The organism is Streptomyces sp. NPDC058773, assembly GCF_042746015.1.
In the GTDB taxonomy this organism is placed as follows: domain Bacteria; phylum Actinomycetota; class Actinomycetes; order Streptomycetales; family Streptomycetaceae; genus Streptomyces.
The window spans coordinates 34,408-59,040 of the sequence record NZ_JBHYPE010000035.1; the positions used below are offsets into that span (position 1 = coordinate 34,408).

At 72.0% G+C, this 24,633-nt stretch carries 28 protein-coding genes and 1 tRNA gene; 4 read left to right on the plus strand and 25 right to left on the minus strand.

Annotation, left to right across the window (positions count from 1 at the left end):
* Positions 1-87 precede the first annotated feature (87 nt).
* Together ACFW5B_RS26065 and ACFW5B_RS26070 are read right to left on the minus strand one after the other, a co-directional pair.
* Positions 88-2,988: a helix-turn-helix transcriptional regulator gene (locus tag ACFW5B_RS26065; protein WP_386444216.1), complete on the minus strand. Its 2,901-nt coding sequence runs from the start codon at positions 2,986-2,988 to the stop codon at positions 88-90.
* A gap of 203 nt (positions 2,989-3,191) precedes the next feature.
* A complete protein-coding gene (locus ACFW5B_RS26070; RefSeq protein ID WP_386444219.1) occupies positions 3,192-4,517 on the minus strand; it encodes an amidohydrolase family protein in 1,326 nt (441 codons plus the stop codon).
* Positions 4,518-4,590: 73 nt separating this feature from the next.
* Here ACFW5B_RS26070 and ACFW5B_RS26075 point away from each other — a divergent pair, with 73 nt between their 5' ends.
* Positions 4,591-5,142: a MarR family winged helix-turn-helix transcriptional regulator gene (locus ACFW5B_RS26075; RefSeq protein WP_386444221.1), complete on the plus strand. Its 552-nt coding sequence runs from the start codon at positions 4,591-4,593 to the stop codon at positions 5,140-5,142.
* Between the two features lie 111 nt (positions 5,143-5,253).
* Here ACFW5B_RS26075 and ACFW5B_RS26080 read toward each other — a convergent pair whose 3' ends face one another.
* The 6 genes from ACFW5B_RS26080 to ACFW5B_RS26105 all read right to left on the minus strand — a co-directional run bounded on the left by ACFW5B_RS26080 (position 5,254) and on the right by ACFW5B_RS26105 (position 9,810).
* Positions 5,254-5,727 carry a VOC family protein gene (locus tag ACFW5B_RS26080; protein ID WP_386444224.1) on the minus strand — a complete coding sequence of 158 codons (474 nt, stop codon included), beginning with the start codon at positions 5,725-5,727 and terminating at the stop codon, positions 5,254-5,256.
* A 136-nt stretch (positions 5,728-5,863) separates the two neighbouring features.
* A complete protein-coding gene (locus ACFW5B_RS26085; protein ID WP_386444227.1) occupies positions 5,864-6,712 on the minus strand; it encodes a hypothetical protein in 849 nt (282 codons plus the stop codon).
* 469 nt (positions 6,713-7,181) lie between these two features.
* Positions 7,182-8,021, minus strand: coding sequence for an RNA polymerase sigma factor SigF (locus ACFW5B_RS26090; RefSeq protein ID WP_386444230.1), 840 nt, complete (start codon positions 8,019-8,021; stop codon positions 7,182-7,184).
* Positions 8,022-8,211: 190 nt separating this feature from the next.
* Positions 8,212-9,021, minus strand: a complete 810-nt coding sequence (locus ACFW5B_RS26095; protein WP_026169670.1) for an RNA polymerase sigma factor SigF — start codon at positions 9,019-9,021, stop codon at positions 8,212-8,214.
* Positions 9,022-9,242: 221 nt separating this feature from the next.
* Positions 9,243-9,536 carry a Dabb family protein gene (locus ACFW5B_RS26100; RefSeq protein ID WP_386444234.1) on the minus strand — a complete coding sequence of 98 codons (294 nt, stop codon included), beginning with the start codon at positions 9,534-9,536 and terminating at the stop codon, positions 9,243-9,245.
* 133 nt (positions 9,537-9,669) lie between these two features.
* Entirely contained in the window at positions 9,670-9,810 is a 141-nt protein-coding gene (locus tag ACFW5B_RS26105) for a hypothetical protein (protein ID WP_366416947.1), read from the minus strand.
* Positions 9,811-10,358: 548 nt separating this feature from the next.
* On the opposite strand from ACFW5B_RS26105, the gene ACFW5B_RS26110 reads away from it, so the two are divergent.
* The gene (locus ACFW5B_RS26110) at positions 10,359-10,847 is read left to right on the plus strand and encodes a hypothetical protein (protein WP_386444237.1); all 489 of its coding nucleotides are present in this window, start codon (positions 10,359-10,361) and stop codon (positions 10,845-10,847) included.
* Positions 10,848-11,064: 217 nt separating this feature from the next.
* Here the strand turns inward: ACFW5B_RS26110 and ACFW5B_RS26115 are convergent.
* The 4 genes from ACFW5B_RS26115 to ACFW5B_RS26130 form a co-directional block, all read right to left on the minus strand.
* A tRNA-Ser gene (locus ACFW5B_RS26115) sits at positions 11,065-11,151 on the minus strand.
* Between the two features lie 79 nt (positions 11,152-11,230).
* A complete protein-coding gene (gene tadA / locus ACFW5B_RS26120; protein ID WP_386444240.1) occupies positions 11,231-11,731 on the minus strand; it encodes a tRNA adenosine(34) deaminase TadA in 501 nt (166 codons plus the stop codon).
* Positions 11,732-11,802: 71 nt separating this feature from the next.
* The gene (locus ACFW5B_RS26125; RefSeq protein WP_386444243.1) at positions 11,803-12,348 is read right to left on the minus strand and encodes a hypothetical protein; all 546 of its coding nucleotides are present in this window, start codon (positions 12,346-12,348) and stop codon (positions 11,803-11,805) included.
* A 210-nt stretch (positions 12,349-12,558) separates the two neighbouring features.
* Positions 12,559-12,777, minus strand: a complete 219-nt coding sequence (locus tag ACFW5B_RS26130; RefSeq protein ID WP_386444246.1) for a hypothetical protein — start codon at positions 12,775-12,777, stop codon at positions 12,559-12,561.
* A 173-nt stretch (positions 12,778-12,950) separates the two neighbouring features.
* On the opposite strand from ACFW5B_RS26130, the gene upp reads away from it, so the two are divergent.
* Complete coding sequence (upp, locus tag ACFW5B_RS26135) at positions 12,951-13,586, plus strand: uracil phosphoribosyltransferase (RefSeq protein WP_386444248.1); 636 nt, start codon at positions 12,951-12,953, stop codon at positions 13,584-13,586.
* A 75-nt stretch (positions 13,587-13,661) separates the two neighbouring features.
* Here upp and ACFW5B_RS26140 read toward each other — a convergent pair whose 3' ends face one another.
* The 9 genes from ACFW5B_RS26140 to ACFW5B_RS26180 all read right to left on the minus strand — a co-directional run bounded on the left by ACFW5B_RS26140 (position 13,662) and on the right by ACFW5B_RS26180 (position 20,943).
* Positions 13,662-14,312, minus strand: a complete 651-nt coding sequence (locus tag ACFW5B_RS26140) for a LytR C-terminal domain-containing protein (protein WP_386444250.1) — start codon at positions 14,310-14,312, stop codon at positions 13,662-13,664.
* Between the two features lie 155 nt (positions 14,313-14,467).
* Positions 14,468-14,764: a type II toxin-antitoxin system VapB family antitoxin gene (locus ACFW5B_RS26145; RefSeq protein WP_006604254.1), complete on the minus strand. Its 297-nt coding sequence runs from the start codon at positions 14,762-14,764 to the stop codon at positions 14,468-14,470.
* A gap of 179 nt (positions 14,765-14,943) precedes the next feature.
* A complete protein-coding gene (locus tag ACFW5B_RS26150; RefSeq protein ID WP_386444253.1) occupies positions 14,944-15,567 on the minus strand; it encodes a DUF4232 domain-containing protein in 624 nt (207 codons plus the stop codon).
* A 424-nt stretch (positions 15,568-15,991) separates the two neighbouring features.
* Entirely contained in the window at positions 15,992-16,504 is a 513-nt protein-coding gene (locus ACFW5B_RS26155; RefSeq protein WP_386444256.1) for a hypothetical protein, read from the minus strand.
* Between the two features lie 218 nt (positions 16,505-16,722).
* A complete protein-coding gene (locus ACFW5B_RS26160; RefSeq protein WP_386444258.1) occupies positions 16,723-17,427 on the minus strand; it encodes an RNA polymerase sigma factor in 705 nt (234 codons plus the stop codon).
* 34 nt (positions 17,428-17,461) lie between these two features.
* Positions 17,462-18,010 carry an LPXTG cell wall anchor domain-containing protein gene (locus ACFW5B_RS26165; RefSeq protein WP_386444261.1) on the minus strand — a complete coding sequence of 183 codons (549 nt, stop codon included), beginning with the start codon at positions 18,008-18,010 and terminating at the stop codon, positions 17,462-17,464.
* A 508-nt stretch (positions 18,011-18,518) separates the two neighbouring features.
* A complete protein-coding gene (locus ACFW5B_RS26170; protein WP_386444264.1) occupies positions 18,519-19,574 on the minus strand; it encodes an NAD(P)-dependent alcohol dehydrogenase in 1,056 nt (351 codons plus the stop codon).
* Between the two features lie 157 nt (positions 19,575-19,731).
* Positions 19,732-20,079, minus strand: coding sequence for a hypothetical protein (locus ACFW5B_RS26175; RefSeq protein ID WP_386444267.1), 348 nt, complete (start codon positions 20,077-20,079; stop codon positions 19,732-19,734).
* Between the two features lie 294 nt (positions 20,080-20,373).
* The gene (locus ACFW5B_RS26180) at positions 20,374-20,943 is read right to left on the minus strand and encodes a PadR family transcriptional regulator (RefSeq protein WP_386444269.1); all 570 of its coding nucleotides are present in this window, start codon (positions 20,941-20,943) and stop codon (positions 20,374-20,376) included.
* A gap of 134 nt (positions 20,944-21,077) precedes the next feature.
* Between ACFW5B_RS26180 and ACFW5B_RS26185 the strand changes: the two genes are divergently transcribed.
* Entirely contained in the window at positions 21,078-21,509 is a 432-nt protein-coding gene (locus ACFW5B_RS26185; RefSeq protein WP_386444272.1) for a nuclear transport factor 2 family protein, read from the plus strand.
* 100 nt (positions 21,510-21,609) lie between these two features.
* On the opposite strand, the gene ACFW5B_RS26190 is transcribed toward ACFW5B_RS26185, so the two are convergent.
* The 4 genes from ACFW5B_RS26190 to ACFW5B_RS26205 all read right to left on the minus strand — a co-directional run bounded on the left by ACFW5B_RS26190 (position 21,610) and on the right by ACFW5B_RS26205 (position 24,475).
* Positions 21,610-22,770: a flotillin family protein gene (locus ACFW5B_RS26190; protein ID WP_386444275.1), complete on the minus strand. Its 1,161-nt coding sequence runs from the start codon at positions 22,768-22,770 to the stop codon at positions 21,610-21,612.
* An 11-nt stretch (positions 22,771-22,781) separates the two neighbouring features.
* Positions 22,782-23,033, minus strand: coding sequence for a hypothetical protein (locus tag ACFW5B_RS26195; protein WP_386444278.1), 252 nt, complete (start codon positions 23,031-23,033; stop codon positions 22,782-22,784).
* A gap of 174 nt (positions 23,034-23,207) precedes the next feature.
* Positions 23,208-23,864 (minus strand): peroxiredoxin-like family protein, encoded by a 657-nt coding sequence (locus ACFW5B_RS26200; RefSeq protein WP_386444281.1) that lies wholly within the window; start codon positions 23,862-23,864, stop codon positions 23,208-23,210.
* A gap of 8 nt (positions 23,865-23,872) precedes the next feature.
* Positions 23,873-24,475: a TetR/AcrR family transcriptional regulator gene (locus tag ACFW5B_RS26205; protein ID WP_386444284.1), complete on the minus strand. Its 603-nt coding sequence runs from the start codon at positions 24,473-24,475 to the stop codon at positions 23,873-23,875.
* Between the last annotated feature and the right edge of the window lie 158 nt (positions 24,476-24,633).

Below are 24,633 nucleotides of genomic sequence, written 5' to 3' on the forward strand. Positions count from 1 at the left end.
ACGTAGGAGCGGGTGGCTGGATGTACATCCGTCACCTGACGGATAGAGCCCTTGATTACAGGCGCGCCGGGGCGTATTGACCGGCGGTCAGTGCGGCGATGGCGGCTCGTCCGGACTCCTGCGGCGGATGACTTCGGCGGCGAGTTCGACCCGTGAGGTCATCCCCAGCTTCTGGAGAATGTGGGACACATGGGTGCCGACGGTGCGTCGTGAGATGTACATACGGGCCGCGATCTCGGGGTTGGAGTGTCCGGAGGCGACGTGGCCGGCGACGAGGTGTTCGGTGTCCGTCAGCGCCTCCCACCCGAGGCGGGCACTGCTGCGTGGTCTGCGTGCGCTGCGGTGGACGGAGTGGGCCCGCAGGCGAGCCAGGGCGCGGGCCATGTCCCACTGGGCGTCCAGCCGTGTGTAGACCTCCAACGCCTGGTCGAGCAGGGCACGAGCCCGGGCGGGCCGCCGCTGCTGGGCCAGTAGTTCGGCCGCGTCGGTGTAGGCGTGTGCCTCACTCAGCGGTCGCGGCGCCTGGTGGTAGCAGCGGGCTGCTTCCAGCAGCAGATCCGGGTCCCGGTCCAGCAGTCCCTGGCACCGGAGGGCATCACCGAGGTGGGACGGGGTGCCACTGTGGTCGGCCCGTCTGCGTGCGGCCTCGGCGTAGCGCCGTGCGTTGGTGGTGTCGTCGTGGGTCAGGGCGAGCCGCACGAGATCGGGCGTCAGAAAGCCGAGGCTCAACTGGCCCGGCAGATGGCCGCCCACGCCACGGTCGAACGCGGCGGTGAGCCGGGCGTAGGCGCGCTCGGGGTGGCCCCGGGCCTCGTCCGCGAGGGCGTCGGCACACAGCGGCAGGTGTGCGTAGTACCAGGTGATGTCACTGTTGTCGGTCGCCGCGGCCGCGGCGGTCAGATGAGCCTCGGCGGCGGACTGCCGGCCGCGGTGCAGTGAGATCAGCGCCGCCACCCCCCGCAGTGCCCGGCACATCCTGAAGCGCTTGCCGGGATCGAGCCCGGCCTCGATCTCGGTGAGGGCGTCGTCCCAGCGGCCGGTGTGGAAGGCGAGCAGGGCACAGGAGAGGTGGTACCAGGGCAGATAGACGTCACCGGTGTGCTCCGTCGTCTCATGGACGGCTGCGAGGGTGCGCTGCGCGTCCTGGTAGCGGTCGAGATCCATATAGCGGTTGACCAGGGTGAGTTGCAGCCTGATCCGCTGTGCCGGATGCAGCGGCTCCGGCGTGAGCCGGGCGGCGTGCCGGGCAAGTTCCAGGGCTTCGGTGCCAGGAGCTTCGAGGAATCGCTTCGCCGCCAGGATGTGCAGCGCATCGGCCAGGGCGGCGTCGTCGTCCATCGCTTCCGCCGCACGCCGGGTGGCCGAAGCGACCGCGCCGGCCTCCGTCAGCCGGCCGAGTGCGAACAGGCACGTCGCGCTGAACGCCCGGAACCGGAGCGCCTCAAGCGCCGATACGCCCGGCCTGCCGCACGCGGCGCGGATCTCGACGAGCGCCAGGTCGGGACGGCCGCGGGCGAAGGACGCGTGGACGATGATCCACCGCAGCGGGCCTTCCCACCCCGGGCCACGGGTCCTGGCCAGTGCGCAACGGGCGGTCTCCTCCGCCTCGGCCAGGCGGCCGGAGGAGAGCTCGGCGACGGCCCGGTACAGCTGGAGTTGGCCGCGGCGTGGATCAGTGGGGCCGGCGAGCTCCAGTGCCTGGTCGATCAGCAGGAGCGCCATGGCCGGTGCCCGGGACGTGAGGGGGACCGCGGAGGCAAGGAGCCAGTCGATCAGGAATTCGCCCGACGCGGACGTCGCGACCAGCAGATGCTCGGCGACGCGTTCGGGAACCGCTCCGGCGCCCGCGAGGGCCTGCGCCGTCCTCAAGTGCAGCAGGGCGCGGGCCGGTCCCGGCACGGCGTCGTAGAGGGCATGTCGGATGAGGTCGTGACGGAAGACCAGCCGGTCGCCGGCATCGCGCAGAATTCCGGCCGTCCCGGCCTCCGCGAGGATGCTGAGCAGTTCATGTGCCGGCCGGTCGAGGACCGTTGCGAGGTCGGTGAGGGTACAGCCGGTGCCCAGCACCGAGGCGGCGCGGAGCACGTGCAGCACCTCCTCGCGCAGATACCGCAACCGGTGGTTGATCAGGTGGGTCAACGACGGTTGCGGGCAGTCGAGGGGGACCTCCGCGAGCCCGTCGCGGAGGTCGATCGCGTCCTCACGCCGGAGGGCGGCGGCCAGCTCCATGACGTACCACGGGTTTCCTGCCGCCCCCTCGGCCATGCGTCTCAGCCGCGGACCGGGCGCACCGCCGCACAGGCCGGCCAGCAGGGCCGACACGGCAGGCGGAGGCAGGGGTGTCAGCTCCAGTATCGGGTGGTTGCCGAGAGCCAGACTCCGGGAGAGCCGGTCGACGTCCCCTTGGGGCGCGGGCCGGTAGGCCCCGACGAGGAGCAGCGGCAACTGGTGGACCGACCGCAGCAGCCGCTGCACCACCAGCAGGCTCGCCGGGTCCGCCCACTGGAGGTCGTCGAGGAACAGTGCCAGCGGCTGCTGCGTACACAGGTCGTCGATCAGGCCGAGCATCGTCTCGACGGCGGCGAAGTCCGACCCGGCCGCCTCGCCCAACCCACCCGGCATCCCGTAGCGGCCCTCGCCCCGCAAGATCTCGCCGGCCCGTGCCAGGGAGGCATCCGCCGACTCCGTATCCACCCCCAGACAGGCCGAGATCACCGCGAACGGGCGCTGCCGTTCCAGCTCCTGGGCCGTCGCGTGCAGCACCCGCATGCCCAGCGACCCGGCAGTTTCCGCGGTCAGTTCCAGCAGGGCTGTCTTGCCCAGGCCGGCCTCGCCGACGACGAACGCCACCTGCCCCGTGCCCGCCCTCGCGGTCCTCGCCCATCCCGCCATTTTCGCCAGCTCGGCCTCACGGCCCACCAGCCGCCCCGGGAGATACACCACGCCGCCTCCTCCGTACTTCGCGTACCAGCTGGAGAGACGCGCCACGGTGGGTTCCATTACGCCACTCGGACAAAATTGCGAAGAAAGTTCAGCTGTGGGGCACCGGGTGTGGGGAGGACGGCGCTCCCCGCTCGCCGCCCTGGTGATCAATCACCGAGCGGCTCAAGAGAAACGAAAGGCCGACCGTGCAGACGCCGGCCGCCCGGCCCGGCTACCAGCGCACCTGGTACGACCCCGTTGCGACTCCTCTAGGACCGCGACGCCCCCAGGCGTTCGACTGCACGGTGGGCCTCGGAGAGTACGCTGCCCAGCTCCCCGTACAGCAGTTGCCCGTGGTGTTTGACCGGGCGGCCCTCCACCAGGACCGTGTCGATGTTCCCGGGGTGGGCGGCGGTCACCACGGCGCCGATCGGGTCGTGGGCCACGGGGGCGAGGTTGAGGGCGTCGGCACGGAGGAGGACGAGGTCGGCGCGTTTGCCGATGGTCAACGAGCCGATCTGGTCGGCCAGTCCGAGGGCCTCGGCGCCCTCGACGGTGGCCATGCGCAGGACGTCGGCGGCCTTGACCGTGGCCTCGCCGTCCTCGCCGTCGCCGTCGAAGTGGCTGCTCATCAGCGCGGCGCGCATCTGCGAGAACATATCGCCCGGCGCCGAGGTCACCGCGTCCGCGCCCAGGCCGGTCGGGATGCCCGCGCGGCGCAGCCGTCCCGCCATCGGTGCGCCGAAGCGCATCGAGGCCTCGATCGCCGGCGTGATCGCCACCGCGCCACCGGACTCGGCGATCATCCGCAGCTCGGAGTCCGGCAGTGAATTGCCGTGTACGTAGAGGGTGTCGGCGGTGAGCAGGCCCTGCTCCTGGAGGGCGGCGATCGGCCGCATCGCCACCGGGCCCGCGGTCACATGGACGGCGATGGGCAGCCCCAGCTCGCGGGCGAGCAGCCAGTCCTCCCGGACGGTCTCCGGCGGTGTGAAGGAGGGGCCGACGGGGGCCAGGGCCATCGTGAGCAGCCCATCGCCCGACGGGAAGTGCCGGGTGCGGACCTGCCGCACCCAGTCGGCCCGCCGGGCGGTGTCGTCGAAGACCGGGTAGCCGTAGCCGAAGACGGCGCGGATGCCCGCCTCCTCCAGCGCCTCGACGGCGGCCGCGCTGTGCTCGGGCGTGTACTGGACGTGCGAGAAGTCCTGCACGGTGGTGACGCCCGTGTCCAGGCACTCCAGCGCGCCGAGGAGATTGCCGGTGTACACATCGGCGGGCGTGAAGCGGGCGGAGAGGTCGCCGAGGACCCGGCCGAGATAGCGCTCGAGGCTCTCGTCGACCGCGGCGGACCGCAGGACGGCCTGCCACAGATGCCGGTGGGTGTCGACGAAGCCCGGCAGCACGATCAGATCGCGGGCGTCGATCACTTCCAGGCCGGGGTCGGTCCCGTCGCCGGGCAGCCCGCGGCCCACGGCGGCGATCCGGCCGTCCTCGACGAGTACATCGGTGTGCGGGTGGACGACGGGGTGGGGGGCGGTGTCGATGACCAGGCCGCCGCGCAGAAGCAGGCGCGGTGAGTGATGGCGCTCGGTTCCCATGGCAAGTCACCCTCTACACGTTCGGAAGAAAGCTTTATAGAAAGCTATCATGGTGCTGATCTATCCTGCCGACGTGACCGCACCACCCGGACCGCGCCCTGACCCCGTCGACGCGCTGCTGGACGCCTGGCACGCGGAGCTGCCGGACGTGCTCCGCCCGACGACGGAGCTCTCGAAGCGCATAGCCCAGCTCGCCCGCGCCCTGGACCAGGCCACCCGCGGTGTGCTGCCCGAACTCGGGCTGACCGTCGCAGAGTTCGACATCCTGGTCGCCCTGCGCCGGGCGGGCGAGCCGTACCGTATGAAGCCGAACGAACTGGCCCGTGCCCTGCTGCTGTCCTCCGGCGGCATCAGCAACGTGGTCAACCATCTCGCCGGCCGCGGCCTGGTCCGCCGCGAGCCCTCGCCGGACGACGGCCGCAGCACCATGATCAGCCTGACGCCGGACGGGGTGCGGACCGCCGAGCGCGCCGTCCGCGCCAATGCCGACGCCCATGAGGCCGTCTTCGCCGCGGCGTCCCCCACGGACGTGGACGCGGCCACCCGGGCCCTGCGCGGCCTGGGCATATGCGATACCCCCGCCCCGCGCCCCCTACGGACCGGTCGGAATCCCAGCCGCTCCTGAGGCGGCGGCCCGGCACCCGGTACGGGCCTGCCGGACTGCCCCGGCACGGAATCCCGGACCGCGGCGGGCCCGGGACTCCCGTGACGTGCGGGCAGCGGCCGAAAGGGGCGGTCAGGCCTGGTCGGCCGCCGCCTGGAGCGCCGCGATATCGATCTTCTTCATGCCGAACATGGCCTTCATGGCACGGGCCGCGCGCTCCTGGTCCGGATCGTTCAGCATCTCCGCCATACCGCCGGGCGCCACCTGCCAGGACAGCCCGTACTTGTCCTTCAGCCACCCGCAGGGGCCCTCCTCGCCGCCCTCGGAGAGCTTGGCCCAGTAGTAGTCGATCTCGTCCTGGTCGGCGCAGGTGATCATCAGGGAGATGGCCTCGGTGAAGGTGAATTCCGGGCCGCCGTTGATCGCGAGGTACTCCTGGCCGTCGAGCTCGAACTCCACCGTCAGCACGGTGCCGGCCTCCCGGGGGCCCGCCTCGTTGTAGTGGGTGACAGTGTTGATCTTCGAGTTCGGGAACACCGAGCAGTAGAACTCGGCGGCTTCCTTGCCTTGGGTGTCGAACCAGAGGTTGGGGGTGATCTTGGGCATGGTCTCTCCCTGGGACGGTTCGCGGCCGGTGGCTGCGTCTGTGCCTCTATAGACGGTCGCACCGGTCGGAACTCATCGCTATTCAGGGAGATGCCTTCGCGGGCCGATGGCGGCGCCTTCGGCTGCAGGCCCGCCCTCACTTCCAGCGGAAGCTCACGTCCTTGGTATCGAGGTGCATGCCCGCCGGCACCCGCCAGCCGTCCACGCACACCCGCCAGCTGCCGGTCTTCCTCTTCCCGGGGGCGAGTGGCAGCGGGAGCTTGTGGGTGGAGCTGATCGTGGCCCAGTCGATGCCGAGGCCGCCGGTGATGTGGGTGCCGAAGGTGACCGTGCCGGCGGTGACGGACCGGCCGCCCGTGTTGAGGAACTCCAGGGTGACCTTCTCGCACCGGCGGACGTCGGTACCGGACCGGCGGGGTACGCCGATGAGCAGGCCGTCGGGGGTGTCCGGGCCGGTCGGGAGGGTGGGGGAGGGCGGTTCGGGGGCCGGGGTGCCGTGCGGCGGGGTCGGACTGCCCGGGTGCGAGGGCGAGTTGGGCCCGTGCGGTGAGGCCGGGGGCGCGGTACCGCCGCCGTGGCCGGGGTGCGTTCCCGTGGGGCCCGCGGAGGGGCCGGGCCGGGCGCCGCCGGAGCCGCCGGAGCGGCCGGGGGTCCGTGCGCCGTCGTCGGCGTCCCCCTTGCCGGGGCCGGCGGACGCCCCGCCACCGGGCCGGCCGGCATCCGCACCGCCACTGCCGTCTCCGCTGCCGTTTCTGCCGTCGCTGCCGTCTCCGTGCCGTCCACGGCTCCCGTCGCCGTCCAGGGGCGTCAGCTCGACACGGTCCTCGGGCGGTACGGCCTTGGTCGGCACCCGGCCGTCGGCGGGACCTGCGGCACCCACCGTGGCGTGGCCCGTCCCGGTCGCGCTGCCACAGCCGGTGACCAGAACGCTCAGACACAGCACGGCCGCAGAGGCGGAGGCAACAGTGGTCCTCGTCCGTCGCATGCCGGCAGTGTTGCTGACGATGCGTCAGGTGTACAGGGGTGGGTGAGGTGGGGGTGCGGACGGATTCCGGTCTCATCGCCGGGGGGCCGAGGGCCGAGGGCCGAGGGCCGGTCGGCGAAAGGTCCGGATGGCTGGTTCGCGGAAGTGGCCGGAAGGCGTGCTCTCGGCCTGACCGGTGCGTCCGGTACGGCGCGTGCCGGGCCGGCGGCCAAGGCCCGTAGTCAAGTCCGCGTCCGACAGACGGCGTTCGGGGCCCTCTGAGGGCATCACGGGCAGCCACCCGCCTTCACCCGCCCGCGCGCTGCGTAGGGCCGCACATGGCCCGCACACGGCGTTTCCTGCGTCTCATACGGCACTTCGCGCACCGGGGCGGTCCCGCTCCGCTTGAAGCGCCCCGCCCGGAGCGCCCCGCTTACAACTGTCCGCCGAGCGGCACGAGGAGTCGTACAGCCCCCCGGCGGACCGTTCCTCAGTCGGAGATGAGGCCCTCGCGCAGCTGCGCCAGGGTGCGGGTGAGCAGCCGGGAGACATGCATCTGGGAGATGCCGACCTCCTCGCCGATCTGGGACTGCGTCATGTTGGCGAAGAAGCGCAGCATGATGATCTGGCGCTCCCGGGGCGGGAGTTTGGCCAGCAGGGGCTTGAGGGACTCGCGGTACTCCACGCCCTCCAGGGCGCTGTCCTCGTAGCCGAGGCGGTCCGCGAGGGAGCCCTCGCCGCCGTCGTCCTCGGGGGAGGGGGAGTCGAGCGAGGAGGCGGTGTAGGCGTTGCCGACGGCCAGGCCGTCGACCACGTCCTCCTCCGACACCCCCAGGCACAGGGCCAGTTCGGGAACGGTCGGGGAGCGGTCCAGCTTCTGGGAGAGCTCATCGCTCGCCTTGGTGAGGGCGAGCCGGAGCTCCTGGAGTCGGCGCGGGACCCGGACCGACCACGAGGTGTCGCGGAAGAAGCGCTTGATCTCGCCGACGACCGTGGGCATCGCGAACGTCGGGAATTCCACGCCGCGTTCGCAATCGAAACGGTCGATCGCCTTGATCAGACCGATGGTGCCGACCTGGACGATGTCCTCCATCGGCTCGTTGCGGCTGCGGAAGCGGGCGGCCGCGTAGCGGACGAGCGGGAGGTTCAGTTCGATGAGCGTGTCGCGGACGTACGTACGCTCCGCGCAGTCCTTGTCGAGCGAGGCCAGCCGCAGGAACAGGGAGCGGGAGAGCGTGCGGGTGTTGATGGCGTCGTCGTCGTCATGCACGTGCGGTGCTGGCGCGGGAATCGCGGAAAGCACCTTCGAGCTGCCCAGTTCTACGGACATGCCACCCCCTTGAGGTCGCGGTCGGGTCGCTGCGGCGTCCTCGGACCGGGGCGGACCGAGGAGTTATACCTCCACCTGAATACCGGAGGCGGCGCCGCGGCAAACGCGGTTCCTGCAGAATGTCACATGTCGGCAACACGCTGTAGCGCCATGTCGACATATCTGTGCAGGATCGGGTCGCCCGTCCCGGCTATGCGTCGATCCTGTTTGCGGATCGCAGCCGGGCGAAGCTCCGCGACAGTAGCCGCGAGACATGCATCTGCGACACCCCTAGTTCGGCACTGATCTGTGACTGCGTCAGATTGCTGTAGTAACGCAGCAGAAGAATCCGCTGCTCGCGCTCGGGCAGCTGGACGAGGAGGTGCCGTACGAGGTCACGGTGTTCCACACCGGCCAGCTCCGGGTCCTCGTAACCGAGGCGGTCGAGCAGGCCGGGCAGGCCGTCGCCCTCCTGTGCGGCCTCCAGCGAGGTGGCGTGATACGAGCGGCCCGCCTCCAGGCAGGCCAGCACCTCGTCCTCGCCGATCTTCAGCCGCTCGGCGATCTCGGCGGTGGTGGGGGAGCGGCCGTGCAGCACCGTCAGGTCCTCGGTCGCGCCGTTGACCTGGACCCACAGCTCGTGGAGCCGCCGCGGCACATGGACCGTACGGACATTGTCTCGAAAGTAGCGTTTGATCTCGCCGACGACCGTCGGCATCGCGAAGGTGGGGAACTGGACGCCGCGGTCCGGATCGAACCGGTCGATCGCATTGATCAGGCCGATGGTGCCGACCTGGATGACGTCCTCCATCGGCTCATTGCGGCTGCGGAAACGCGCCGCGGCATAGCGGACCAGCGGCAGATTGGCCTCGATGAGGGCGGCGCGGACCCGGGTGTGCTCCGGCGTGCCGGGCTCGAGGTCCGTCAGCTCCGCGAACAGCACCTGCGTGAGCGCCCGCGTGTCCGCGCTTCGGCTCTCGCGGGATGGAGCCTTGGGCGCAGTACGGGCCGTCACGGTCACGCCACCCTTCACAGTGCATGTATCCGGCAAAAGCGGTCATAGCATCACAAGACATGTGCACTGTGTGCAAGCACCCCATAACGCCGTGTTGAACAGAGAGTTGAGTGGGTGCGGGGCGGCGTCTGGGCGGGTGGGAGGCGGTGGGGGCCCGGGGTATGACAAAGCCCCTCGCCCACGGGGGACGAGGGGCTCGGCGGGAGGGGCCGGGGGAGCGCCGCGGCTCAGAATTCGTAGTCGGCGATCACCCAGGTGGCGAATTCGCGCCACTGGGCAGCGGCTGCCTGGTGGGCCGGGTGTTCGAGGTAGCGCTTGAGGGCGTCCCGGTCGGCCACGGCCGAGTTGATCGCGTAGTCGTAGGCGATCGGGCGGTCGGTGATGTTCCAGGCGCACTCCCAGAACTCCAGCTCCGGGATCTCGCCCTCCAGTGCCGCGAACGCGCGGATGCCGGCCTGCACCCGCTCCTCGTCGCGGGAGACGCCTTCGTTGAGCTTGAACAGGACCAGGTGGCGGATCACGGGAGCCTCCGTGCGGCGGGCGGGGCGCAGCCGGTCCGGTCGTCGGGCGGGCTGGGCCGGGGCTGGGGCACCGGCCGACCGTGGGCCGGCCCGGTCCCGGGCGGCCCGTAAGGGTCCGCCGGAGCGGCGGCCCCTACTTGATCAGCTGGGTCATGAACTCGCCGACGCCCTGAGCGGCGGACGAGATGCCCTCGAAGCCTATCTGCACCATTTCGGCCGCACGCTGCGGGGAGGTGATGATCGTGTACAGCACGAAGACAATGATCATGTACAACGCGATCTTCTTCGCCTGCGCCATCAGTCCCGTCTCCCCTGTGCAGTCCCCTACGGCAGTATCTGCAGTTCCCGGTTGCAGTCGGGCGAGTGTAACCACACGTGTTCGATCCCGGGAGTCGTGGCCGCGGACCGTCCGCAGGTCAGGCCTCCCGCTGCCCGGACTGATCCGGACTTTATGGACCAAAGGCCCGCCAAAGGGGGCCCTTCGTCTGCCTGTTGGGACGGCTCCCGGAGGCACCCTGGCAGAAGTGGGCCGGTGGATCTGGCAGGAATCCACGGCCCCGGGACCCGAGCCTCGCTGCGGGGTCCACGCCGGACCGTCCCCTTCGACGGTGGCGTGGACTCGAGGCGCGGTCCGCCTCGGGGGAGCCGGCACTCCTGATGCCGCCTCCCTCGCAGAGCGGGAGCCCCGCCACCGAGCCACCCTGGCCATCAACGGGGGAATCCAGGAAACGGCACGGCGGCGGGGCTCCCGTCGTGTACGGCGACAGGCGCCGGGCCGCGGCACATAATGGCGGGACGCCTGTACCTAGGGGGAACCGAAGCATGCCCATGAACTCCGCATCCACCGCGCCCGATTCATCGCACCGGGCCTCCGCGCCGGCCGGTGGCCGCCTCCGGTCGCCCCGGACGCGCCGGCCGGCCGTCGTGCTGGCCCTGCTGGCCGGGCTGCTGGCCGCGGCCGTCGCCCCCGCCGCGGCTGCCGGCCCCGCCACCGGCGCCGCACGGACCGTGGCCGCCGCGAGCGCCCCGGGTCACGGCACCGAGGCCTCCGTACGGCTCGCCGCGGCCCCCGCGCAGCCCGCCTCCTTCCGCCACCACCGCGGGCACCACGCGTCGCACTTCACCACGGTCTCCAAGTCCAAGGCCTCGAAGTGGAAGAAGAAGGCCAAGAAGAAGAGCGGCAGCTTCTTCAAGAAGCTCGGCATCGTGCTGATCGTGCTGTTCGTGGTCTTCCTGGTGCTGGTGGTCCTGGCGATCTGGCTGCTCGTGCACTTCGTCCGCCGCGCCCGCCGCAAGCGCACCGCCCAGTAGGGGCCTACGCCCCGCCGTGCGGCCCACCCGGGCTCAGCGGCGTGCCCGTCCCGGCGGGTGCGCCGCTTTTTCGCTGCGATCCGGCCGCGCCCGGCGACGAGTTCGTCCACCACGCGCGGACCGCGGCCGTCGCCCGCATGAAGGGGTGGTCGCGGTCCCGTTCCCGAACACGACGAAGGCCCCGATCCTCGTAAGGATCGGGGCCTTCACCTCTGAGCGGTAGCGGTGGGATTTGAACCCACGGAGGAGTTGCCCCCTCACGCGCTTTCGAGGCGCGCTCCTTCGGCCGCTCGGACACGCTACCGAGAGAGAGCTTAGCCCACGGGTGGCCGTGCGCCGAAATCGGATTCCGGAAGAAAGCCGTCACGGGCTCCTTCCGCCGGTCAGCGCGCGCGGAAGAAGTCGGTGAGCAGGGCCGCGCAGTCGGCTTCCAGGACGCCGGTGATGACCTCGGGGCGGTGGTTGAGACGTCGGTCACGGATGACGTCCCAGAGGGAGCCGGCCGCACCGGCCTTGGCGTCGCGGGCGCCGTAGACCACGCGGTCGACCCGGGAGAGCACGATTGCGCCGGCGCACATCGTGCACGGTTCGAGGGTGACCACGAGCGTGCAGTCGGTCAGCCGCCACTCACCGACGGCCTTGGCCGCGGCCCGCAGCGCGAGGACCTCGGCGTGGGCGGTCGGGTCACCGGTGGCCTCGCGTTCGTTGTGGCCGGTGCCGAGGACCGTGCCGTCCTTGGACAGCACGACGGCGCCCACCGGGACGTCGCCGGTCCCGGGGGCGCGGGCGGCCTCGCCCAGCGCCAGCCGCATCGCCGCGGTCCAGGGATCGCGCAGCGGGTCGGGTGCGGGGGAGGGAAGAGAGGCGGATGGGGGGACGGTCATGTCCCCAGTGTCGGGGACGTGACCGGGGCGGGGGCGGTGGGCCCCGGGGGCCGGAGTCCGGCCGGGCCGGCTCAGCGCACGGCTTCGAGGACCTCCGTGCAGCCCAGCGAGTCCGCGATGGTGCTCAGCGCGTCACCGTCGAGGGCCAGCAGCTCCTTCTCGCCGACGCCCAGATCGTCCAGCAGGGCGGCATCGCCGAGCGGGCCGAAGGGCGGGCCGGACGAGCCGTTCACCGCGTCCAGGGAGGTGTCGTACTCCACGTCGTTGTCCGGTTCGGGTTCGCCGTCCTCCGTCCCGTCCAGGTCCAGGCTGTCGAGGTCGTCGGTCGCGTCGTCATCGTCGCGGCCGAGCAGCTCGTCGGTCAGCATGGCGCCGTACGAGCTTCTGGCGGCGATCGCGGCGTTGGAGAGGAAGACCCGCGGGTCGTCCTCGCCGTCCACGCGGATGACGCCGAACCAGGCGTCCTCCTGCTCGATGAAGGCCACCACCGTGTCGTCGTCGACCGCCGCCTCTCGGGCCAGGTCGGCCAGATCGGTCAGCGTCTCCACATTGTCGAGCTCCGTATCGCTCGCTTCCCACCCGTCTTCGGTGCGCGCGAGCAGTGCGGCGAAGTACACCGTGACTCTCCCACTGGTCATAGGCGTGCCGGGCCGGGCGGGGCGGCGCTGCACGCCGTTGGTCCCGCCCCTTCGGAATCGTGGCAGAAACAACGCGTCCGCGCGGGGTCTTCGACGCTGCGTCGTGCGGAGGTTGTGCGAGATGTCGCTCACGTGCCGCAGCGCGAGCGGGGGCGTGACGGCGTTCCGCTACCGGCGCAATCGGCTCCATTACCCGCGGAACGTGCGCATCCGCAGGGCCTGGCGCATCCGCTCGGCCCGTGCGCGGCGCGGCTGGACGCGGTCGCGCAGCGCCTTGGCCTCGTGCAGTTCGCGCAGAAATTGTGCGCGGCGCCGTCGGCGCGCCGCTTCGTTCCCGGCGTCCGGGGACGGGCTCCGGCCGCCTTCGACGGCGTCGTTCGTGTCATCGGTCCGCTTACGGTCGGGCACGGGCACCACCTCGGGCCAGCTCTTCGCCTGATGACGGAACGGCCAATCGGGCGTACGTGCCCACTTTCCCTCCTTTCGGTGGTTTGATGCCCCCGGCCTCGGGTGGCCGCGGCCGTATGCCCGCCGCTGCACGGCGGGCTCCCGGGGTCTCCGGCTCGGTTACTGTCGATGTCATGCGGATCCACGTCGTCGACCACCCGCTGGTGGCGCACAAACTCACCACTCTGCGCGACAAGCGCACCGACTCCCCCACCTTCCGGCGGCTCGCCGACGAGCTGGTCACCCTGCTCGCGTACGAGGCCACCCGCGATGTGCGCACCGAGCAGGTCGACATCGAGACCCCGGTGACCTCGACCACCGGAGTGCGGCTGTCGCACCCGCGCCCCCTGGTCGTTCCGATCCTGCGGGCCGGTCTGGGCATGCTGGAGGGCATGGTCCGGCTGCTGCCCACCGCCGAGGTCGGCTTCATGGGGATGGTCCGCAACGAGGAGACCTACGAGGCGCACACCTACGCCACGCGGATGCCCGACGACCTTTCGGGCCGTCAGGTGTACGTCGTCGATCCGATGCTCGCCACCGGCGGCACGCTGGTCGCGGCGATCCGTGAGCTGATCGAGCGCGGTGCGGACGATGTCACCGCGATCTGTCTGCTGGCCGCGCCGGAAGGCGTCGCGGTCATGGAGAAGGAGCTGGCCGGGGCGCCGGTGACAGTGGTCACCGCGGCCGTCGACGAGCGGCTCAACGAGGCCCGTTACATCGTGCCGGGCCTCGGCGACGCGGGCGACCGGATGTACGGCACGGCCGGCTGAGCGGTCCCCTCTTTCCCACCTGATCATTGTTCGGGCCCTGCACCACGGGTTGGTGCAGGGCCCGTCCGCGTGCGGTCAGCACTTGGTGTCGGCGGCGGGGACCGGGGACGGATGCGTCAGCAGGGACAGGGACTTGGCGGCTTGCTGCTGGGGGGCCAGCGCCTTGAAGGCGTCGCCGATGACCAGGTCGAGTTCGGCGCCCTTGCGCCCGTCGGTCTTCTGCTCGGCGCCGGTGAGCTGGGTGGCGAGCACCTTCAGCGGGCCGTCGACGGCCGCGTCGGGGCCGAGCAGTATTCCGGCGCCCTTGATCTTCTTGTCGTAGGCGGCGGGGGCGTTGCCCACCTTGCCGATCTTGAAGCCGCGCTTCTTGAGTTCGTCGGCGGTGCGCTTGGCGAGGCCGGAGCGCGGGGTGGCGTTGAAGACATTGACGGTCAGCGTGCCGGGCGCCGGCAGCTTCCGGGCGGCGGCCTTCGCCCGCGCGGCGTCCGCCTTGGCGCCGTCCGGGCATTTCTTTTTGCCCTCGGCGGCGTGGGCGGTACCGGACCGGCCGCCGAAGACGTCGATGAGCTGCAGGGTTCCCCAGCCGGCCAGGCCGAGGGCGCAGGCGGCGGCGACGATGGTGAGAACGATCCGGCGACGGTGGCGGGGACGGCGCATCCGCGGATACCTGTCGCCCGTGATGCGGTACTTCCTACCGCCCATGCCTGGGGGCGTCAGCATGCTCATGGGCGCAGCGTAGCGAGGGTGGCGGTCCGTGCCTACTAGATGATCAACGCGTGGCGCGAGAGCCAACCCAAAAGGGTCAATTCGGACAGGGCGGGTTGGGTGCTGCCGGGCGGTAAGAGGTGATTTCCGGCCTGTTGTTCAGGGCGGCCGGGGTGTCAGTCCAGTTCGAGCACGCGGGCGTGCAGCACCTGGCGCTGCTGGAGGGCCGCGCGCACCGCGCGGTGCAGTCCGTCCTCCAGGTAGAGGTCGCCCTCCCACTTCACGACATGCGCGAAGAGGTCGCCGTAGAACGTCGAGTCCTCGGCGAGCAGCGTTTCGAGATCGAGCTGCTGCTTGGTCGTCACCAACTGGTCGAGGCGTACCGGGCGCGGGGCGACGTCCGCCCACTGGCGGGTGCTCTCCCGGCCGTGGTCCGGGTACGGCCGGCCGTTTCCGATGCGCTTGAAGATCACACGGAAAGCCTACCGGGCGAGCGGCACCGGGCGCAGCCATGCCGCAGCAGCGCAAAAGGATCATTGGTTGCGAATGTGGATCATTGGGGAGCGGAGGTCCGGCGGATATGGCTGGATGCGACCCGGATGGACCGGGGAGCGGGCTGCCGCGGCGGCGCGCCGGACCACGTCGCCGGGCGTCACCACTCCCGGGCCGCCGCCAGGCTCGGCTGCCAGTAGGTGACTCCGGCGGTGGGTGGATCGACATGGACCGGGGCGCGGCCGTCCAGGCCGACCTGGGTGGGGGTGGCGCGGGCCGTCAGTGCGACGCCGAACTGGGAGTACCTGCGGCCCCGGTGGTGCGCGCCGTGCGGACCGCGGGCGGCGGAGGTGGTGACCATGGCGTACGCGGTCCTGTTGGGCGCCAGGGAGACCACGGTCGGCGGCGCGCTGTCCCCGATGGCCGGGAGAGGGGCCTGCCGGTCGTCGCCGAACCGCAGCAGCGGATAGGGCTGGGCGGCGAACGTGCAGGTCCGGTTGGAGAAGTTGGTGACCGTCAGCAGCATCCGGTGCGCCCGCCGCGGCATCGCCCCGGCGTGGAACCTGAGCATCTCGGGGGTGCAGGAGACCTGGCCGTCCGGGCCGGGGGGCGGGGCCTCGCCGTCGTTCGGGGCGGGCGGCGCGGGGGCCGGTGACACGGCCCTGGCCGAATCCTCGGGCCGGTGGCCGGCCCCGTCGTGACAGCCGGTGGACAGGGCCAGAGTGACGGTGACGAGGAGAGCTGCGGCGGCGGCCCGGCGGGTGGTGGTGACGGTGATGGGCATAGGTGCTCCCCGGACGGTGGGCGTGTACACGACCTTCGGCGCGGGTGTTGGCGATCGGCTAACGCATGGCTAACGCCTGCCCGGATGTCTCTGATATGCGGACCGCCTCTTGGGGGCGGGGCGAGTGTCGGGGCCTGCCTGACGGCTCGGGGACCCGGAAACTGCGGCAGCCGGCGCCCTGGGGCGCATCGAGCGCTGCGTGGGGAGGGGCGGGGAGCGGAGGGCGCGGGCGTCCGGCCGTCGGGCCGTGGCTGTGGGGCGCGGCACCGTCCTGCTGATGTTCGTCCGGCACAGCAACTGGCGGCCGGCGCCGGATGCCTGGCTGTTCCCGGTCGTTCCGCTGCGCTACGCCGGGCCGCGGCCGGGCGCCGGGGGCACCGGCAGCCGGTGCCCCCGTGGGCGGTGGTGACCTACCGTGAGCTCCTCAACTCGCCGACGCCGTAGGGGTATTGCTCCGGTCGTCGACCTGCGGGGCGGGGCGTTCCGTCGGGGCTGCGGAGGGCGGCGGGGTGGTTCCGGAGGGGGCGTTGGGCGGGCGGGTGGTGAGGCTGTCCGTGGGGCGGTTCCGCGGTGGCCGGGCCGGTTCGGTGGTGGGGGGTGAAGCGGAGGGGCCGCCCGTGGACGGTTTGCTGGGTGACGGTGTCGGGGGCGGTGTTTTGGGTGTCCGGTCCGGTGACGGGCCGACGGGGTGCGGCGGTCGTGCGGGCCGCGGCCGGTCCGGCGGGCCGTCGGCGGCGGTCGCCAGATACCCGAGTGCGACGGCGGCGGCCGTGGCGGCCGCGGCCAGCGGCAGCCCGAAACGGCGCAGCCAGAGCCGCCGTGCCGCGGACAGCGGGCCGCGGCGCGGTGCGGGGCGCGGGGGCGCGGCGGGCCGCAGATCCCGGATGCCGACGCTCTCGGCGCGGGCCGCGAGGGCCCGCCGCAGCCGGTCCTCCACGGGGCGCCCGGGTGCCGGGTCGTCAGGGCCGGGGCCGCCGGTCCCGAGACCGCCGGGGCCGGCCCCGCCGCCACCGTTTCCCGGGCCGACACCGGGGCCGCCTCCCGGGCCGTTTCCGGTGCCGCCTCCCGGCCCGTTTCCGGTGCGGCCTCCCGGCCCGTTTCCGGTGCCGCCTCCCGGCCCGTTTCCGGTGCGGCCGATACCCGTGTCGGGGCCGTTCATGACCGCGCCTCCAAGATCTTCTCCAGCGAGTCCAGCGCGCGGCTGGCGAGAGATTTCACCGAGCCGCGGCTGATGCCCAGTGTCGTCGCGATCTGCGCCTCCGTCAGATCGCCCCAGTAGCGCAGCACCAGCACCTCCCGGCGGCGGGCGGTCAGCCCGCTCAGCGCGGCGAGTACCTCCCGGTGCTCCTCGTCCAGCACGATCCGCTCCTCGGCCGAGGGGGCGTCGGCCTCGTAGGGCGGGGTGTAGTCGCGCGCGGTACGACGGCGCCGCAGCACCGAGCGGGCGGCGTTGACCACCGCGGTGCGCAGATAGGCGAGCGCGTTGTCGACCTCGTCGAGCCGTTCGCCGTGCCGCTTGTAGAGCGCGGCGAACGCGTCCTGGACGACGTCCTCCGCGGTGGCGCGGTCGTCCACGAGCAGGACCGCCAGCCGGACCATGGTCAGCCGGTGGGCGTGGTACAGCTCGCTGATCGTGGGCGCGGGATCGGGCGGCGCGGCGCCCTCGCCGTCCGGCAACGGCGGCAGGGAGCCCGTGGGCCGGCCGAACGCGGCGGGCCGGGGCGGGGGGCCGGGGCGCGGTGTCTCTCGGAGGGCGGTGGCCGGGCGGACGGTGCGCAGCAGCCACCGCCACCGGGCAGGCCGGAGCCCCGGCAGGGCGAACCGTGCCGGGGCGTGGTGCGGGGCGGCGGAGAACTCCATCGCTTTCTCCGGGCGGGCGGCCGGTGGGCGCGGCTCAGGCGCGCCGGCGGCGGACCGCGTAGACGGTGCCGCCACCCGCGGCGACCAGCCCTGCGGCGACACCGCCGTACGCGATGGTGGCCGTGGAGGCCCCGGTGTGCGCGAGTTCCTTCCCGCCGGCCTTGCCGTGGCCGGGGGAGGTGGGCTTGCCGGGGGAGGCCGGGGTGGCACCGGGGCGCGGCGGGTTGGTCGCCTCCGGTCCCGGGCGGGTCGGGGTGGCGGAGGGCGGCGGGGTGCCGGGAGTGGTGGGCCGGGGCTTGGGCCGGGACGTGGGCGGGGCGGTGGGCGCCGGAGGGTTGCTGGTGGTCGGGGTGGGACGGGCGGTGCCGTTGGCCGGCACCGGGGTGGGGGTCGCCGGTGCATGGCCGGCGGACGGACGCTGCGGCCGGTCCGCCTGGCCGCTCTCGGCGTGCGCGGTGCCGGCCGACAGTGCGGCCAGGGCGAACGCCGCGGCCAGCCCGGCGCCGGCCACACCGCGCAAACGGGGGCGGGCGGCGTGCGGCAGGGCGGCGGAGGTGGTGCGGAAGGTGCGTAGGGACTTCACGGTCGGCTGCTCCACGTTCGTCGGCGGGGTGGCGCCTGATGGCGCCCTTCACCCCTGACGACGTGCGACGGGAGCGGGGGTTGCCGGTCGGTCCGAAAAAACTTCCGCGGGTCGTCCGGGCCGGTCCGCGGCCAGCCGTTGCCGCACGCGGGCCGGGGCCGCCCGGCTCGCTGCCCCGATCACCCGGCGAGCGGTCCGTCGGACGGTCCGGCGCACGGTCCGGCGGGTGGGCCGTCGAGTGGTCCGCCGGGCTCCCGGGGGCGCAGTGCTCCTCGGCGCCGTGGACGACTCAGGCCGGGGACGGGGGCCGTGCCCGGCCTGGGCACGGCGGCTGCGGAGAGGAGCCCGGGGCGGCGTCCGGGAATGCGGTGGCCGGGAACGTGGCGTCCGGGAATGCGTCCGCCCGGAGCGGCCCTCAGCAGGCCACCCCGGGCGGACGCGCCGGGCGATGCACCGAGGCGAAGAGCTCCCCGACGGGAGATACACCGGGCGAAAGCCCCCGCCGGGATCAGATCGTGGCGGTGTCGATCACGAAGCGGTAGCGGACATCGCTCGCCATGACCCGCTCGTACGCCTCGTTGATCCGGTCCGCGGCGATCACCTCGATGTCCGCGGCCAACCCGTGCTCCCCGCAGAAGTCGAGCATCTCCTGGGTCTCCGGGATGCCGCCGATCATCGAGCCGGCGATCGACTTGCGCTGCGGGATCAGCGCGAACGGCGCGACCGCCAGCGGCTTTTCCGGGGCGCCGACCTGGACCAGGGTGCCGTCGGTGCGCAGCAGTCCGAGGTAGGCGTTCAGGTCCAGGTTGGCCGAGACGGTGTTGACGATCAGGTCGAAGGTGCCGGCCAGTGCTTCGAAGGTGGCCGGGTCGGACGTCGCGTAGTAGTGGTCCGCGCCCAGCCGCAGGCCGTCGTCCTTCTTGCGCAGCGACTGGCTGAGCACGGTGACCTCCGCGCCCATCGCGTGCGCGATCTTCACGCCCATGTGGCCGAGGCCGCCCAGGCCGACGATGGCGACCTTCTTGCCGGGGCCGGCCTGCCAGTGGGCGAGCGGCGAGTAGAGGGTGATGCCCGCGCAGAGCAGCGGGGCCGCGGCGTCCAGCGGGATGCTCTCCGGTATGCGCAGCGCGTAGTTCTCGTCGACGACGATGTGGGTGGAGTAGCCGCCGTAGGTGGCCTCGCCGTCCCGGCCCGTGGCGTTGTACGTGCCGACGTTGCCCAGCTCGCCGGTGCAGTACTGCTCCAGTCCGGCCCGGCAGTTGGCGCACTCCCGGCAGGAGTCGACGAAGCAGCCGACGCCGACCCGGTCGCCCGCCCGGTAGCGGGTGACCTCGGTGCCGACCTCGGCGACCACACCGGCGATCTCGTGGCCGGGGACGATCGGGAAGGCCCCGTCGTCGCCCCACTCGGCGCGCACGGTGTGGATGTCGGAGTGGCAGATACCGGCGTACTTGATGTCGATCAGGATGTCGTGGGCACCCAGCTCGCGGCGCGGAATCGTGATCCGCTCCAGCGGTGCTTTCGGGGCGGGTGCGGCGTACGCGGAGACAGAGGTGTGCTTCATGCCATCGAGCGTGCGGCCTTCCCGGTGCCGTAACCAGTGCCCGCTTCAACATAGGCATGGCGTGCCTATTACTGGCAGAACCACCCACCGGGCCGGGGGAGGGGCCGCACGCGGTCCCGCCGCGGTGTCCTGCGCCCTCCGCCGGCCGGCGCCCGGATCAGGAGAAGACCACCGAACGGACCTTCAGCCGCTCCGAGCCGTGGCCGCCGTTCGGCCGGAGGCTGAAGAAGTCGCCCGTGCAGTCGACTCCGGCGAACACCGTCGCGACGGACTTGGTGTAGTTCTTCGGGGTGTGCGCGGGCGGCAGGGCCGGGTCGGCCACCTCGGGGAGCGTGATGCACACCCGGCTCACCGGGTCGGGCAGCAGGCCGACGTGTGGAGTGCCGGTCCGGTCGGTGTAGACGTAGGTGAACGGGCCGGTGGCCGCGCCGGCCGGGGCGGCGGGCAGGGACAGCGCGAGGGCGAGCGCGCTGACGGCGGTGGCGGCGGTGCGACGAAGGCGCATGCAGACATTCCTTCCGTTCCGGTTCTGTGCGGAATGTGTGCTTCCCGGGCATCCGCCCGGTGATGTGCGGCGTCACACGAAGGAGTTGTGGCGAAACGATCCGTCGGTTGTTGTTCGGGGTGGGGGCAGGGAGGACGAGCCGCCGGTCCCGGGCGGCGGCGCCGGGCCGTCTGGGCCGGGCCGGGCAGCGCCGTGCCGACGGGCGGGCCCGCAGGGAAGGGGCGCCGCGGTGAAGGCGCGTCACGGGAAGGTCCGCCGTTGGGGAAGCCCCGTCGCGGGGAAGGCCGCGCCGTCCTAGGAGGGTTGGCCCCCGTCGTACCGCGCCCGCAGGACTGCGGCAGCCCGCTCGCACCAGTCGCGGGTCTCCCGTTCGAAGGCGAGGCCGCGCAGACAGGTCAGATACGGGCCGAGCCGCTCGCCGTGCGCCAGGAAGTCCGCCTCGTCGCGGCCGTCGCGCAGCCGTACCGCGAGCTGTTCGAGGATCTCGGCCTTGGCGGCGGCGGTCCGGGCCCGCGCGGTCAGCTGCCCGATCACCGGCGCGGCGGCGGTCCGGTCCACGGCCTGCACCTTGACCAGCAGATCGTCCCGGATGAACGACGGCTTGGCCGTGCTCGCAGCGAACCGCTCCAGCTCGGCCAGACCCTCCTCGGTGACGCGGAACAGCCGCTTGTTGGGCCGGGTCTCCTGGATCACCCGGCGCCCCGCGACCAGCCCGTCCGCCTCCAGCCGGGTCAGCTCCGTGTAGAGCTGCTGCGGCAGCGCGTGCCAGAAGTTGGCGACCCCGGCGTCGAACGCCTTGGCCAGCTGATAGCCGCTGTACTCGCCGTCCAGCAGCGCCGCCAGCACCGCATGCCTGAGAGCCATGGCCCGGCTGCCACCCCTTCCCATACTCAAGAATATGACTAATCATAGTCGCGACTATGAGAGGGCCAAGAGGGCCGTGGCCGGCGTGCGGGCCGGGCCGGCCGGACGGCGCCCGGCCGAGGCGAGGAGGAACCATGGGGACGACCGCGGACCGCTTCAGGGCGGCGGTGGAGGCACGGGAACTCGACGCGGTGGAGGAGCTGTTCACCGAGGACATCCGCCTCTACAGTCCGGTGAAGTTCACGCCCTTCGAGGGGCGGCCGATGGTGCTCGGGCTGTTCGGGGTGCTGCTGCGCACCTTCGAGGACTTCCGTTACGTCGGTGAGCTGTCGGGCAGCGCACAGACGGCGGCGGGAGCGGACGGCGGCTCCGCCGACTCCACGGTCCTGATCTTCCGCGCCACCGTGAACGGCAAGGAGATCCACGGCATCGACCTGCTCCAGTTCGACGAGGCGGGCCGGATCAAGGAGTTCACGGTGATGGTGCGGCCGCAGTCCGCGGTGCACGCGCTGGGCGAGGCGGTACTGGCCGGGCTGGTCGAGGACGGGTTGGTGCCGCAGGAGTAGGGGCGGCCTGACCGGGGGCCACGGACGCGGACCTCGGGACCGCCAACTCCCTTGGCCGCGGGCCCGGGAGGGGCGTACCGCCCCTCCCCGCCCGTCGGTGCTATTCGATCTCGACGCGGCCGCTGTGGCCGTTGCCCGTGCCGGGGCCGCCGTTCTTGTCGGTGGTGGTGTCCTGGCCGTCGGTGGTGCCGAGGTTGCGGCGGACCGAGTCGAGGATGGTCAGGCCCTGGCCGACCAGGCCGGCGGCGATCTCGCCCAGCCCGTCGGTGCCGTTGAGGACGTTGACATTCGCGTTGGCCAGGCCCGCGGAGGCCTCCTTGACGATCTGCGGGAGCTGGTCGATGAGCATCCGGTCCAGGGCCACCCGGTCGTGCGAGGCGGCGGCCTCGGCCTGGATCTTCATCCGCTCGGCCTCGGCCATGGCCAGCAGCCGGATCCGCTCGGCCTCCGCCTCGGCGGGCTTGACGACCTCGGCCACCAGCTCCTGCTGACGCAACCGGGCGGCGCGCTCGGCGAGTTCGGTCTGCGCGGCGAGGACTTCCTGCTGGGCGTGGGCCTGGGCGAGCGGACCGGCCTGGGCGGCGTGCGCCTGGGCGCGGTCGACCTCGGCGTTGTACTCGGCCTGGACCACGGCGGTCTGCCGGGAGTACTCGGCCTGGTTACGCGCGGCCTCCTGCTGCGCCTCGACCGAGGCCTGGGTGGCCTGGGCCTGGGCGATCTGCGCCTGCCGCTGGATGGCGGCCTTGTGCGGGGCGGACATCGCCTCGATGTAACCGGTCTCGCCGTCGTCGATGGACTGGATCTGGAGCGAGTCGACGATCAGGCCGATCTTCGCCATCTCGGTCTTGGAGGTCTCCAGGACCTCGGTGGCCAGCTTCTGCCGCTCGGTGACGATCTCCTCGACCGTCATCGAGCCGATGATGGAGCGCAGATGACCGGCGAAGATCCGGCCGGTCAGTACCGACATCTGGTCCTGGTCGGACAGGAACCGCTGACCGGCGTTGACCACGCTCTCGGTGTCGTTGCCGACCTTGAACGCGATCACGGCGCGCACCGTCAGCGCGATGCCCTGCCGGGTCACGCAGGTTTCGGCGACCTCCGCCTCACACATCGCCAGGGTCAGAAAGCGGACCTTGCGGAAGACCGGCAGCACGAACTTTCCGTGCCCGGTCACCACCCGGAATGGCGCGCCCCCCTGTCCACGCCTGCCACCCGAAATCAGCATTGCCTGGTCGGGGGCAGGAACGCGGTAACCGAACATCCTTTGTCTCCTCAGCCTGCGTCGCCGGATTCTCCGGTCAACGCGTCCAACGGATCGGCCCACTCCATGACGTCGACCTGGCGACTGCCACGGGACTCGATGACGAGTACGGTCGCCCCCACCGGCAGGGGCTCGGCGGACCAGGCGAGAAAGGCCTCGGAGCCGCCCCTGATCCGCACCAGAACCTCACCGGGACCGGCAGCCCCACGAGTGCCGATCAGCAGCACTCCCGTACAGCCGATCACGGCTTCGTCCTGCGCCATCGACGGCTGCCCTCCCCCGTTCACGTTCCTGGAAATCCGACCTTAGCGCTCCGCCGCGCGACGGCCTATGGGGGGATGGCGGCGAGTTGGGATATCGGGTTCGGCCCCGTCAATTTCTCGTCAAGAAGGGACCGAATACCGAATGCGGTGGCGGATATTCCGGCGGCCGGTGGTTCAGTGCGCCGCGGGGAGGGCGTCGAGGGCGGCGAGTATGTCGGACGGTTCGGCGCGGGCGGAGTAATCGGTGTCGACGAAGGACCAGCGGATGGTGGCGTTCCGGTCGATGACATAGGTGGCGGGCAGCGGCAGGGTGCGCGGATGTCCGCCGTTGACCCGCTGGAGGTCGAAGCCGAAGGACTCGTACACCGCGGCCAGCTCGTCGGACAGGTCGAAGCTGATGCCGAACTGCTTGGCCGTGTCCGAGCCGAGGTCGCTGAGCACGTCGAAGGCGAGGCCGTGCTTTTCGGTGAGGCTGAGGGACTCGTCGGGAATCTGCGGCGACACGGCGGCCAACTGGGCGCCACGGGCGGCGAATTCGGTGTGGTGCTGCTGGAGGGCGCGCAGTGCGAAGTTGCAGAAGGGGCACCAGGCGCCGCGGTAGAAGGTGAGCACGACCGGGCCGGCGGACAGCAGGCCGTCCAGGGTGACGGTGCCGCCGGTTGCGCCGGGAAGGCTGAAGGCGGGGGCGGTGTCCCCGGTCTTCAGGGCGCGGGCGGCCAGGCCGGAGGCGGCGAGTTCGCGGCCGGCCCGGTCCATCACCGCGCGGTCGGCGGCGGGGAGGTGGGGGTAGTGGGTGCGCAGGAAGGTGGTGAGTTCGTCCCGGAGGGTCATCGCGGTGGTTACTCCTGTGGCAGAGGGGCGCGCAGTGGCGCGAGGGCGGCGGCCACCGTGTCGGTCAGCGCCTGGGCGTCGGCACCGGCACGGGAGCGCAGGTTGACGCCGTACGCGAGGGTGGCCAGCACCGCGGCGGAGGTGTCGAGATCGCAGGTCGGATGGAGGTGCCCCAGCTCGGCGGCGTTGGCCAGGGCCGCGCGCATGGCGGACTGGAGCATCTGGTGGTGGTCCTCGAGCAGCGTGCGGATGCCGTTGTCGGCGCATTCCGGCCCGGCATGGGCATTGGTGACCATGCAGCCCCAGCCGGCCACCGGGCCGGAGCAGCGCACCTCGATCAGCCCGGCGAAGAACTCCTCCACCGAGGTCAGCCCCGCAGAGGCCTGCGACAGCCGGGCGAAGGCCGGTGTGGAGTGCTGCGCTATGTAGCGGTGCAGCGCCGCGGCGTAGAGACCGTCCTTGTTGCCGAAGGTCGCATAGAGGCTGGAGCGGCTCACTCCGGTCGCGGTCACCAGCGCCTGTATGCCGGTCGTCGGCAGGCCGTGCTGCCAGAAGACCTGGATCGCGTCGTCGAGTACGAGATCGGGGTTGAAGTGCTTGATGTCGGGCATGGCCGGGCTGCTCGTTTCGCTGTCACGAGGGGTGAGGCGGGGTCGTGCGGTCCCGCCCCATATCTTGGAACGGTTATTCCAAGATACGCCGACTGCCCTGTGCTGCCAAGGAGTTGGCGACATGGGGCTGGGAAAACATCTGGAGCCTGTCCTTCCGC

Excerpts from the sequence above, each read along its gene's own strand:
- ACFW5B_RS26070 (WP_386444219.1), bottom strand. The coding sequence starts at position 4,517 with ATGGGAACCGAGCGCCATCACTCACCGCGCCTGCTTCTGCGCGGCGGC.
- ACFW5B_RS26080 (WP_386444224.1), bottom strand. The coding sequence starts at position 5,727 with ATGCCCAAGATCACCCCCAACCTCTGGTTCGACACCCAAGGCAAGGAA.
- ACFW5B_RS26085 (WP_386444227.1), bottom strand. The coding sequence starts at position 6,712 with ATGCGACGGACGAGGACCACTGTTGCCTCCGCCTCTGCGGCCGTGCTG.
- ACFW5B_RS26090 (WP_386444230.1), bottom strand. The coding sequence starts at position 8,021 with ATGTCCGTAGAACTGGGCAGCTCGAAGGTGCTTTCCGCGATTCCCGCG.
- ACFW5B_RS26110 (WP_386444237.1), top strand. The coding sequence starts at position 10,359 with ATGCCCATGAACTCCGCATCCACCGCGCCCGATTCATCGCACCGGGCC.
- tadA (WP_386444240.1), bottom strand. The coding sequence starts at position 11,731 with ATGACCGTCCCCCCATCCGCCTCTCTTCCCTCCCCCGCACCCGACCCG.
- upp (WP_386444248.1), top strand. The coding sequence starts at position 12,951 with ATGCGGATCCACGTCGTCGACCACCCGCTGGTGGCGCACAAACTCACC.
- ACFW5B_RS26140 (WP_386444250.1), bottom strand. The coding sequence starts at position 14,312 with ATGAGCATGCTGACGCCCCCAGGCATGGGCGGTAGGAAGTACCGCATC.
- ACFW5B_RS26150 (WP_386444253.1), bottom strand. The coding sequence starts at position 15,567 with ATGCCCATCACCGTCACCACCACCCGCCGGGCCGCCGCCGCAGCTCTC.
- ACFW5B_RS26160 (WP_386444258.1), bottom strand. The coding sequence starts at position 17,427 with ATGGAGTTCTCCGCCGCCCCGCACCACGCCCCGGCACGGTTCGCCCTG.
- ACFW5B_RS26170 (WP_386444264.1), bottom strand. The coding sequence starts at position 19,574 with ATGAAGCACACCTCTGTCTCCGCGTACGCCGCACCCGCCCCGAAAGCA.
- ACFW5B_RS26175 (WP_386444267.1), bottom strand. The coding sequence starts at position 20,079 with ATGCGCCTTCGTCGCACCGCCGCCACCGCCGTCAGCGCGCTCGCCCTC.
- ACFW5B_RS26180 (WP_386444269.1), bottom strand. The coding sequence starts at position 20,943 with ATGGCTCTCAGGCATGCGGTGCTGGCGGCGCTGCTGGACGGCGAGTAC.
- ACFW5B_RS26185 (WP_386444272.1), top strand. The coding sequence starts at position 21,078 with ATGGGGACGACCGCGGACCGCTTCAGGGCGGCGGTGGAGGCACGGGAA.
- ACFW5B_RS26190 (WP_386444275.1), bottom strand. The coding sequence starts at position 22,770 with ATGTTCGGTTACCGCGTTCCTGCCCCCGACCAGGCAATGCTGATTTCG.
- ACFW5B_RS26195 (WP_386444278.1), bottom strand. The coding sequence starts at position 23,033 with ATGGCGCAGGACGAAGCCGTGATCGGCTGTACGGGAGTGCTGCTGATC.
- ACFW5B_RS26200 (WP_386444281.1), bottom strand. The coding sequence starts at position 23,864 with ATGACCCTCCGGGACGAACTCACCACCTTCCTGCGCACCCACTACCCC.
- ACFW5B_RS26205 (WP_386444284.1), bottom strand. The coding sequence starts at position 24,475 with ATGCCCGACATCAAGCACTTCAACCCCGATCTCGTACTCGACGACGCG.